We start from the raw sequence: 9,207 nt of genomic DNA on the forward strand, positions 1-9,207 counted from the left end.
TAAACTTGCGCTTTAATATTACTGACCAGACATACAATTGATACTTTAAAACCATCGGTAGAAACAAAAAAAGGAACTCCAAATGGAATTCCTTTATATATAGTTAATTAAAAGACTGATTTTAGTTGGTCTTATTTCTTTTACGCTCAACTTCTGTTAAGTAAATTTTACGCAAACGAATATGATGTGGTGTAACCTCTACGTACTCATCTTTTTGGATATATTCCAAAGCTTCTTCCAAAGAAAATTTTATGGCTGGTACAATACGTGCTTTATCATCTGCACCAGAAGAACGCACGTTACTCAATTTCTTGGTTTTTGTGACGTTAACTGCCATATCATCGCTACGGGAATTTTCTCCAATAACCTGCCCTTCATAAATATCTTCTCCCGGATCAACAAAAAACTTACCTCTATCTTGCAATTTATCAATAGAATAAGGAATTGCTTGACCTTTTTCCATAGATACCAAAGAACCATTTTGACGTTCTGGAATACCACCTTTAAGCGGTTGGTATTCTGTAAAACGGTGAGACATGATTGCTTCACCCGCTGTAGCGGTCAACAATTGGTTACGCAAACCGATAATTCCACGCGATGGGATAAGGAATTTACATACCATACGGTCGCCTTTAGCTTCCATACTCAACATTTCACCTTTACGAAGCGTCACCATTTCAATGGCTTTACCTGAAACAGATTCTGGTAAATCGATAGTCATTTCTTCAACAGGCTCACATTTAACACCATCAATTTCTTTAATGATTACTTGAGGTTGACCAATTTGAAGTTCATACCCTTCACGACGCATTGTTTCTATCAATACAGATAAATGCAAAACACCACGACCAAACACCATAAACTTATCAGCACTATCGGTTGGATTAACACGTAAGGCTAAGTTTTTCTCAAGTTCTTTTGTCAAACGGTCTTTAATATGACGAGAGGTTACAAATTTTCCATCTTTACCAAAAAATGGCGAATCGTTAATTGTAAATAACATACTCATTGTAGGCTCATCAATTGCTATAGTTTGCAAACCTTCTGGATTTTCAAAATCGGCAACAGTATCGCCAATTTCAAATCCTTCCAATCCAACTAAAGCACAAATATCTCCAGTTTGAACTTCTTCAACCTTTCTACGCCCAACACCTTCAAACACGTGAAGCTCTTTAATTTTAGATTTCACGATTTTTCCATCGCGTTTCACTAAAGAGATATTCATTCCTGTTTTTAGGATGCCACGTTGTAAACGTCCAATTGCGATTCTACCAGTAAATGAAGAGAAATCTAAAGACGTAATCAACATTTGCGTAGTACCTTCTTCGGTTTTATGAGAAGGGATATGCTCAATAACCATATCTAATAATGGTTCAAGAGAATCTGTTGGATTTTTCCAATCTGTACTCATCCAATTGTTCTTTGCAGAACCGTATACAGTAGGGAAATCTAACTGCCATTCTTCAGCACCCAGTTCAAACATTAAATCAAAAACTGCTTCATGTACTTCTTCTGGGGTACAGTTTTCTTTGTCAACTTTATTAATAACCACACAAGGTTTTAATCCTAAATCAAGAGCTTTTTGAAGCACAAAACGCGTTTGCGGCATTGGACCTTCAAAAGCATCAACCAAAAGCAAAACGCCATCGGCCATATTCAATACACGCTCAACTTCACCGCCAAAATCCGCGTGACCAGGAGTATCAATAACATTAATTTTTGTATCCTTATAAATTACGGAAACGTTCTTAGAAGTAATGGTAATACCTCTTTCACGCTCTAAATCGTTATTATCAAGAATTAAATCACCTGTGTTTTCGTTTTCACGAAACGTTTTACAGTGGTACATAATTTTGTCAACCAAGGTGGTTTTACCGTGGTCAACGTGTGCAATAATTGCAATATTTTTTATCTTTGCCATATATATGGTGCCATTTTTCAGCGTGCAAATGTACGTTATTTTTTTTTCACAAGCCGTTACCATAACCTCCGATTTTTCATTTTTTTTTAGATCCTATAAAAATTTCCCACTTAATAAACCCATCACAATTTATTGAACCACATAATTTTAGGGATTTCTTGTTCTGTTTAACATCATTTTATGAGCATTTTCAAACACCATAATGCCATCGTTCCAAACCTTACTTTACAGGATGAGCGTACTTAATATTCGCTGAATAAATGGAAAAATATAGGTTGTCTCTAATTTTTGACCTCACACTTCACATATTTTACATGTAATTATATCATCTAATCAAGCATAGACGTCCCTTACCTCTACTATAGAAAAACACAATAGCCCAGGTAGCGCTTCACACATTATTTCCGTAACTTTGCATTTTTATAATACATAGCAAATGACTCTTAACGACGTTCCTAAATTAAAACATATTACAGCTGATAATTTCTTTTTACTCTGTGGCCCTTGCGCCATAGAAGGTGAAGAAATGGCCCTTCGTATTGCTGAGAAAGTAGTGCGGATTACCAATGATTTGCAAATTCCTTATATTTTTAAAGGGAGTTTTAAAAAAGCGAATCGTAGTAGAATTGACAGTTTTACGGGAATTGGTGACGAAAAAGCGCTAAAAATATTGCGTAAAGTTTCTGAAATGTTTGACGTTCCAACAGTGACCGATATTCATGAAATTTCTGATGCAAAAATGGCAGCAGAATATGTAGACGTATTACAAATTCCAGCGTTTTTAGTAAGACAAACGGATTTGGTGGTAGCTGCGGCAGAAACCGGAAAAGTGGTCAACCTTAAAAAAGGACAATTTATGAGTCCTGAAGCCATGAAGCATGCCGTGCAAAAAGTAAAAGATGCAGGCAATGAGAAGGCCTGGATTACAGACCGAGGGACGATGTTTGGTTACCAAGATATGATTGTGGATTTTAGAGGCATTCCTACCATGCGCCAATATGCACCAACTGTTTTAGATGTGACACACTCTTTGCAGCAGCCCAATCAAACTATAGGTGTTACCGGTGGCAGACCGGATATGATCGAAACGATTGCCAGAGCTGGCATTGTAAACAACGTGGATGGTTTGTTTATAGAAACCCATTTTGACCCTGCAAACGCTAAAAGTGATGGTGCCAACATGCTCCATTTAGATAATTTAGAGAAATTGTTAACCAATTTGGTGGCGATAAGAAAAGTAGTCAACACTTTATAGTGCTCAGAAATAAAAATAAATAATAGCAGTAGATAATATCACATTTTGGATATACAAATTAGACAAGCAACAGTAGAAGATTTACCCGAAATTACCTCTATTTTCAGAGATACAATTCGTAATATAAACAGTAAATATTATTCAGAAAAGCAGATTGAAGTTTGGTCTTCAGGTGCTGATGATATTGAAGACTGGAAAGAACGCATTGAAAATCTCTATTTTATTGTAGCCGAAGCCAAAAATCAAATTGTTGGTTTTTCTTACTTAAATAAAGGTTATAATTTGGAAGGTCTATATGTCAGTAAAAATTACCTGAGACGCACTGTTGGCTCAAAACTGCTGCGTATTATGGAATCTAGGGTATCAATCAATGGTCTTGATGTAATCAAGTCCGATATTAGTATTAATGCCCTCGATTTTTTTGACTCCCATTATTATGAAGTCGATAAAAAACTGAAAAAGAACATAAAGGGTTTAGCGTTCCAGAACTACACGGTATCTCGAGAATTATAAGCGCATATTGTAAATTTTATTTCCTTAACTTTAGGCACCGCCAAAGATTTCGATTGTTGTTTTCTACACCCTAACTCCCGGCATTCTCATACTTTTAAATGCTAACATTGTGCTTTTCCTATGGTCATGAAATTCTTCAGAATCCTGCTCCTTCTTTTTACCCTCCTAATTATTGGAATTGTTGCCACCAACTACTGGATCATGTATAAAGCAAAAGATCAGGTGTACAGCCATAGTTCTGAAGTTCCAAAACACAAGGTTGGCCTGCTTTTAGGCACCAGCAAGTATGTCAGCACAGGGAGTATTAACCTTTATTACGCTTATCGAATTGATGCTGCAGTGGCGCTCTTTGAAGCGGGAAAAATAGAGTATATTTTAGTCAGTGGCGATAATGGAAGTGCGTATTACGATGAGCCTTCTACGTTTAAAAATGACCTCATTGCAAGAGAGATCCCGGAAGACCGAATTTTCTTGGATTTTGCCGGATTCAGGACGTTAGATTCTGTAGTCAGGGCAAAAGAAATCTTTGGACTCTCTGCATTTACAATCATTTCACAACAATTCCATAACGAGCGCGCCATCTATTTGGCTCAACACTTTAATATTGATGCCGTAGCCTTTAACGCTAAGGATGTTACAAACAGCTACGGATTCAAAACAAGAATCAGGGAATATTTAGCACGGACCAAAGCTGCCGTAGATGTTATTTTCAATGTGCAGCCCAAATACTTAGGAAAACAAATAAAAATCGAATAAGACCAACAGACTTTTTAGATGGGCCATTTTTTCATATAGATTTTTTACCTCCCAGAGAGTAGTCAAATCTTCTGTTTCATTAGAGAAATGTTTTCTTACACTTATTTTTAACGTACTCTTTTTAGGAATTATCTAAATCAGTTTCTTAAATTCTTTTGTTTTAAACGAACGTAAATGTACGCATTTTAATTATATGCAGAAAACACCTACTGTACAACGTATTGAAAATCATGGATAAAAACTATAGCGTTTAACGAATATTCTCTATTTTTAGATCCACATTAACTTAAATATTCCACATGAAAAAAATTACTTTTTATCCGTTTTTAATCCTGTTGGTATGTTTTTCCTGTAAGCAGGAAGAAGAAAAGAAAGCACAACCACTTACTATGGGCCAATTGACTATCTCCAGTGAACATCCTAAGCCAGGAGACAATTTAGACCTTACATACATAAGCGATAAAGAAGTCGAGGCTTTTTACGCCTATATGGTAGGCGATAAAAATTACCCTCTCGACATTGAATTTTCACAAAAGGATGGCGAACACGAAGGGTCTATAAAAATTCCTGATTCTGCCGTTGCACTTGCTTTTATGATAAAAGTGGATGACAAATTTGATAACAACAGCACAAAAGGCTATCTGTTTCCCTTATACACTAAAGATGGTGAACAAATACAAGGTAGCAACGCTGCCACATCTTTTTACGCCGTGAGGTACGGTAGCAATTTTGGTATTGAAATAGATGAAAAGACCGCTTTTGAAGCCCTTAAAACGGAAATGACCACGTATCCTGAGCTCCAATCTGACTGGAATAGTGCCTATTTACAAATGGCGTTCAAAAATGACAAAGAAGAAGGCAAAAAACTTATTGATGCCTATGCTGCTTCCATGGAGAAAAAATCTGATGTTTCTGAAAAAGAATACACATCAATGCTCCAGGCTTATTCAATGATCGGAGAAGAATCCAAGGTGGATTCTATAAAAAAAGTGACGCTTCAGAAATATCCTAAAGGAAGTACTGCAAATTTTGAAATGATACAGCAATTTCAGGAGGAAAAAGACTTAGGAACAAAAACGGAAATCTTCAAGAATTATACTGATGCGAACGTAAAATTGGACAATTTAGGAAATTACATGGCTGGTACTTTGGCAAGAGCTTACTACCAGCAAAACGACATGGAAAACTTTGAGAACTATGTCTCTATGATAGATGATAAAACTAGTAGAGCTTCAACATTAAATAACTTGGCTTGGCCAATGGCTGAAAAAGGTGATAATCTTGATCAAGCCGAAAAAATGTCTAAAACATCTCTTGACCTCATCACCGCTCTAGAAAAAAACCCGAAAGACAAGCCTGATTATTATACTAAAAAACAATACGAAAAAAGTCTCAAATCGTCATACAATATGTATGCAGACACCTACGCTTTGATTTTATTCAAACAAGGCAAGGTAAAGGAAGCCATCACATATCAGGAAAAAGCACATGACCCCAAAGCACAAGATCCTGAGGCTAATGCACGCTATATCGAGTATTTAATGGCTGACAAGCAGTATGAAAAGGTTAAGGACAAAACTGAAAATTTCATTAAATCGGGCAATGGCAATAAAAAAATAAAAGAAGCCTATAAAACGGCGTATCTTAAAGTGAATCCGACAGCTGAAGATGTAGATGATAACCTAGCCGCTTTTGAAAAAGACGCCTACACTACACAAGTAACTGATATTAAAAAAACGATGCTTGATGTAGAAGCGCCATTATTTACTTTAAAGGATATGAAAGGAAAAGATGTTTCTCTTGCTTCACTTAAAGGAAAAACGGTGATCTTGGATTTTTGGGCAACGTGGTGTGGACCGTGTAAAGCATCTTTCCCCGGCATGCAAGAGGTTGTAACAAAATATAAAGACGATGACACCGTAGCCCTTCTATTTGTAGACACTTTTGAAAAGGGTCCAAACAGAGAAAAAATGGTTGAAGATTTTATTAAGACCAACAACTATAATTTTCACGTGGTTTATGATCTCGCAATAGAAGATAGTAGAGATTATGAGGTTGCCAAAAAATATAATATTTCAGGAATTCCTACCAAAATTGTCATTGGTCCTGATGGTAGAATGAAATTCAAATCTGTTGGCTATAGTGGCTCTAACGAAAAGCTAGTGAACGAAATGGATATTATGATTGCTATTTTAAAATCATAAGCCCTCCAATTCATCAAAAAAGCCTGGAATTAGATTTTCAGGCTTTTTTATTCAATGTTCTTTAAGGTAATCCTCTAGATAACTGAATCGTTCTGTAAGTTGCCCACTTTGGGTGATTCTCGCACGTTTAAGAATTCCGCGTTCATCATTATTAAAGAATGCTGGAATCACATTCTCCAAAAACATGTCTCCAAAGCCTTCACTCGCATCTTTTGGGAGTTCACAAGGTAAATTATCAACGGCCATTACCGTAATAGCATCTTTAGCATCAAAAGCAACTTCACTTTCATTTTGGGCATCGTAGCCATAAAATGGATTGGCTATTGTGGACGGCCTGATGGTTGACGCTACGGGACCATTAATATCGCAACTAATATCTGCCACAAAACTGATCTTAAATTCTGCCGATTTTGCATCTTGACGAGTATAGAGATACGGGGCATTGTTGCCATAAAAATGGCCTGCAATAAACATGTCAGTCTCTTTAGCGTAGGCCATAAAATTACTTTCATAACCTGTTGGATCTTTATAAAACTGCTGTTTATTTCCAACCTTTCCATCAATGCGCTTGTTGTACTCCATCACATCTACCATGCAATATACGGGCTCCGTAAACTTAGATGTTAAATAAAGTGCATCACTTACTTCTTTAATCTGTAAATGATCCAATATTTCTTTGGCACCATAGGCCACTTTTCCGGTACCCGAAAGTAAAATTTTAATGCTTGGAATCTGTATTTTGTCCAGTTCAGCTTTGACGCCATTTAAATCAGAAAGCGTTTCTACTTTTGGCAAGTTGAACAAATTATCACTCAAACCTAAGCCCCTAAACCCATTGTAAGCTCCAACTAATCCCGCATAACGCCCAAAACCAATAAGTCGGGCGCCACTCTTTTTAACAATGGTTTCATGATCATAAAGTTCAATGTTTTTATCGAGAATTGCTTGAAGCAAATTCCTATTATAAGGTTGCTTCTTTATGGTATGTGAAAAGAAAAAGTATTGTTTATTTGGGATCAAGGCCTCAATGGGAACTTCTTTTACCCCCATCATGACATCAGCGCCTGAAATGTCATCAGTCACTTCAAAACCCAGTGCCCTATATGCTGAATCTGGAAATATCCTAATATCACTAGCCTCTACAATAAATTCTGCTTCGGGGAATTGCATCCTTGCTTCCGCTAATTTTTCTGGTGAGAATACGACACGTCTGTCTGGCGGATTTTTACGTTCTTTAATGATGGCAAATTTCATTGACAATACTGATTATGAATAGTTTAGATATTGAAAACTTGAGTTTATAGTTCGATTGAACCAAGCCAATGAACTCACTATAAATACAATTGCCACGAAAATAAGCTGATTTGCAAGCTTTAGCAAAAAATTAGATACTAAAATATTTACAAGACTTATTCAAGAGGATTTTCAGGTATGAAAACACGGTCACCATCAGTGTGTTTTGCATATCCTGCTTTGTACTATTGATCCTAAATGCTTTGGGAGACGGTTCTAAGATTTCGTTTTTAAGAAGGGCTTTTCGTAAAACGTAAGTCGGATGCCAAGAAGCAATACAAAGCCGCCAATAACCATTTGTAGCGAGATCTGTTCATCGAGTAACCACCAGGCTAAAATGGATGCCAAAACCGCTTGCCCCAATAAACTTACTGACACTCTTGTGGCCCGCATATGCTTCGTGGCAAAACTAATGAGTAACCAGGCCAGAAGTTGGCACACTATACCTTGAATTGCCAACACCAGCCATCCGTTATATGAAAACCCACTGAATGGTTCTCCTAAAGCATAACTTAAAATTCCCAGCGCGACCACTGAAGACAGCAAACTTATGGTCATAAAAGTCATGACCTCCAATTCACCCAAAATCCGTTTACTGGTCAACATATAGATGGCGTAGAGCATACCTGACAAGATTCCAAAAATGAAGGCCAAGTTAAAATCGAAATTGAGAAACAGGTCAAAGCCCACTAAGAGCACCATGCCAATGATAGCCACTACGGTACCAATCCAAAAATTCTGCTTTGGTTTATCCTTCAAAAAAAGAAACGCACCTATGCCCACCCAAACTGGCGAAAGGTTAGTGAGCAAAGTTGCTTGAGTAGCAGTTGACTGTTGAATAGCTATATTCCAGACCCCAACATCCAAGCCAAAAACAACCCCACAAATAACTGAAAGCCAAAATGCTTTACGGGACGTGATCTTAAATTGTTTTTTTACTAAGACGTAAGGCACAAGAACCACGGATGCGATGGCCATTCTATAAAAGGCAGACACTAATCCCGGTGTTAAATTCAACTTTACCAAAATTGGAAAGATTGAAATAAATATAATACCAATAGCGAGGGCAATTCTTGGTTTAGTCATGGGTTATTTGTTTAAATATGAAGCGCGCAAAATTAAGATATAAACCCCGTCTTTAATTATATAAAATTAGCTATTTTTAATACGATAGTATCCCAAAATGTCTAAACATAGAAACTATTTGGAAATACGTGTAACATTCTTATTAAATCATTATTGTTCGATAAAGAATTAAGATCGCT

Annotated in this window: 7 protein-coding genes; 4 read left to right on the forward strand and 3 right to left on the reverse strand. The window is 36.7% G+C overall.

Annotated elements, in window-relative coordinates; all coding sequences use genetic code 11:
• Nucleotides 1-121: 121 nt before the first annotated feature.
• Nucleotides 122-1,921, reverse strand: coding sequence for a translational GTPase TypA (gene typA / locus JEM65_RS01145; RefSeq protein WP_199596710.1), 1,800 nt, complete (start codon nucleotides 1,919-1,921; stop codon nucleotides 122-124).
• Between the two features lie 436 nt (nucleotides 1,922-2,357).
• On the opposite strand from typA, the gene kdsA reads away from it, so the two are divergent.
• The 4 genes from kdsA to JEM65_RS01165 all read left to right on the forward strand — a co-directional run bounded on the left by kdsA (nucleotide 2,358) and on the right by JEM65_RS01165 (nucleotide 6,649).
• Nucleotides 2,358-3,176 (forward strand): 3-deoxy-8-phosphooctulonate synthase, encoded by an 819-nt coding sequence (gene kdsA, locus JEM65_RS01150; protein ID WP_199596711.1) that lies wholly within the window; start codon nucleotides 2,358-2,360, stop codon nucleotides 3,174-3,176.
• A gap of 45 nt (nucleotides 3,177-3,221) precedes the next feature.
• Nucleotides 3,222-3,689 carry a GNAT family N-acetyltransferase gene (locus JEM65_RS01155; RefSeq protein ID WP_199596712.1) on the forward strand — a complete coding sequence of 156 codons (468 nt, stop codon included), beginning with the start codon at nucleotides 3,222-3,224 and terminating at the stop codon, nucleotides 3,687-3,689.
• Nucleotides 3,690-3,890: 201 nt separating this feature from the next.
• The gene (locus JEM65_RS01160) at nucleotides 3,891-4,445 is read left to right on the forward strand and encodes a SanA/YdcF family protein (protein ID WP_233530473.1); all 555 of its coding nucleotides are present in this window, start codon (nucleotides 3,891-3,893) and stop codon (nucleotides 4,443-4,445) included.
• 299 nt (nucleotides 4,446-4,744) lie between these two features.
• Nucleotides 4,745-6,649, forward strand: coding sequence for a TlpA disulfide reductase family protein (locus tag JEM65_RS01165; protein ID WP_199596714.1), 1,905 nt, complete (start codon nucleotides 4,745-4,747; stop codon nucleotides 6,647-6,649).
• A 51-nt stretch (nucleotides 6,650-6,700) separates the two neighbouring features.
• On the opposite strand, the gene JEM65_RS01170 is transcribed toward JEM65_RS01165, so the two are convergent.
• Both JEM65_RS01170 and JEM65_RS01175 read right to left on the reverse strand, forming a co-directional pair.
• On the reverse strand, nucleotides 6,701-7,903 hold the full coding sequence (locus tag JEM65_RS01170; protein ID WP_199596715.1) for an NAD(P)-dependent oxidoreductase: 1,203 nt from the start codon (nucleotides 7,901-7,903) through the stop codon (nucleotides 6,701-6,703).
• Between the two features lie 255 nt (nucleotides 7,904-8,158).
• Nucleotides 8,159-9,028 (reverse strand): DMT family transporter, encoded by an 870-nt coding sequence (locus JEM65_RS01175; RefSeq protein ID WP_199596716.1) that lies wholly within the window; start codon nucleotides 9,026-9,028, stop codon nucleotides 8,159-8,161.
• Between the last annotated feature and the right edge of the window lie 179 nt (nucleotides 9,029-9,207).

Source organism: Gelidibacter salicanalis (assembly GCF_016469035.1).
In the GTDB taxonomy this organism is placed as follows: Bacteria; Bacteroidota; Bacteroidia; order Flavobacteriales; family Flavobacteriaceae; genus Gelidibacter; species Gelidibacter salicanalis_A.

Bases quoted from the DNA above. Each gene is read 5' to 3' on its own strand.
- typA (WP_199596710.1), bottom strand. From the start codon at position 1,921: ATGGCAAAGATAAAAAATATTGCAATTATTGCACACGTTGACCACGGT.
- kdsA (WP_199596711.1), top strand. From the start codon at position 2,358: ATGACTCTTAACGACGTTCCTAAATTAAAACATATTACAGCTGATAAT.
- JEM65_RS01160 (WP_233530473.1), top strand. From the start codon at position 3,891: ATGTATAAAGCAAAAGATCAGGTGTACAGCCATAGTTCTGAAGTTCCA.
- JEM65_RS01165 (WP_199596714.1), top strand. From the start codon at position 4,745: ATGAAAAAAATTACTTTTTATCCGTTTTTAATCCTGTTGGTATGTTTT.
- JEM65_RS01170 (WP_199596715.1), bottom strand. From the start codon at position 7,903: ATGAAATTTGCCATCATTAAAGAACGTAAAAATCCGCCAGACAGACGT.
- JEM65_RS01175 (WP_199596716.1), bottom strand. From the start codon at position 9,028: ATGACTAAACCAAGAATTGCCCTCGCTATTGGTATTATATTTATTTCA.